Below are 1,506 nucleotides of genomic sequence, written 5' to 3'. Positions count from 1 at the left end.
GGCGCGGGCGCGGCGGCCGCCCCGCGCTCGAGACGGTCGAGCCGCGCCTGGAGGGAGCGCTCGTCGTCGAAGGCGGCGGGCAGCAGCACGCGCGCGCAGATCAGCTCCAGCTGGAGGCGGGGCGAGGTGGCGCCGCGCATCTCGGTCAGTCCGGCGTTCACGAGATCGGCGGCCCGGCTGAGCTCGGCGGCCCCGAACACCGACGCCTGCGCCTGCATGCGCTCGATGACGTCGACGGGGGCGTCGACGAGCCCCTTCTCGGCGGCGTCGGGCACCGCGGCGAGGATCACGAGGTCCCGCAGCCGCTCCAGCAGATCGGCGACGAACCGCCGGGGATCGTTCCCGCCCTCGATGACCCGGTCGACGACCTCGAACGCGGCGGCGCCGTCCCCGGCCGCGAAGGCGTCGACGACGGAGTCGAGCAGGGACCCGTCCGTATAACCGAGGAGAGAGGTCGCCATGGCATAGGTCACACCGTCGTCGGCGGCACCGGCGAGCAGCTGGTCCATGACGGACATCGAGTCACGCACGGACCCGGCACCGGCGCGGACGACGAGCGGCAGCACGCCGTCCTCGACGGGAATGCCCTCGCGCCCGCAGACCTCGCCGAGGTAGTCCCTGAGCGTCCCCGGCGGCACGAGCCGGAAGGGATAGTGATGGGTCCGGGACCGAATGGTCCCGATGACCTTCTCGGGCTCGGTCGTGGCGAAGATGAACTTGAGGTGCTCCGGCGGCTCCTCGACCACCTTCAGGAGGGCGTTGAAGCCCGCCGAGGTGACCATGTGGGCCTCGTCGATGATGTAGATCTTGTACCGGCTGGAGGCGGGCCCGAAGAAGGCCTTCTCCCGCAGGTCACGGGCGTCGTCCACGCCACCGTGGGAGGCGGCGTCGATCTCGATGACGTCGATGGACCCGGGCCCGTTCCGCGCGAGGTCCCGGCAGGACTGGCACTCGCCGCAGGGCGTCGGAGTGGGACCCTGCTCACAGTTCAGACACCGCGCGAGAATGCGCGCACTGGTCGTCTTTCCGCACCCGCGGGGCCCGCTGAACAGGTACGCGTGATTGACCCGGTTGTTCCGCAGGGCCTGCTGCAACGGGTCGGTGACATGCTCCTGCCCGATGACCTCGGCGAAGGACTCGGGGCGATAGCGGCGGTACAGCGCGAGAGACGACACGTATACGAGGTTATAGGCGCCCACCGACAACCCGGGAAACCCGAAGCGGGACGGGACGGGGCGGGGCGGGGAGCAGAGCCGGCGCGCACGGCCGGGGCGCAAGGTCGGGGGTACGGCTGAGGCACGCGGCCGGAACGCGCGGCGGGGACGCAAGGCCGAGACGCACGGCGGGAGCGCACGGCCGAGGCATATGGCCGGAACGCGCGACCGGGAGGACACACGGCCGGGAAACGCAAGCGCCCCCCACGCACCCGCCAGAGCCGACCTACCCTTGCTGCCTTCCGGCCCTGGGGGAGTTCAGTCAGATAGCGCCACGTGAGGGGCTCCGCCC

General features: G+C 71.6%; 1 protein-coding gene and 1 other RNA gene. Both read right to left on the bottom strand.

The features are described 5' to 3' along the window. On the bottom strand, positions 1–1,175 hold a 1,175-nt coding region (locus CCN56_RS24695; RefSeq protein ID WP_143664614.1), incomplete at its 3' end, for a DNA polymerase III subunit gamma and tau. 229 nt (positions 1,176–1,404) lie between these two features. Beyond that, positions 1,405–1,503: signal recognition particle sRNA small type (gene ffs, locus CCN56_RS24690), an RNA gene on the bottom strand. Positions 1,504–1,506 lie beyond the last annotated feature (3 nt).

This window comes from Streptomyces sp. NRRL B-24572 (assembly GCF_002156145.1).
Lineage (GTDB): Bacteria > Actinomycetota > Actinomycetes > Streptomycetales > Streptomycetaceae > Streptomyces > Streptomyces vietnamensis.
This window is presented reverse-complemented; position numbering and strand designations above follow the sequence as displayed.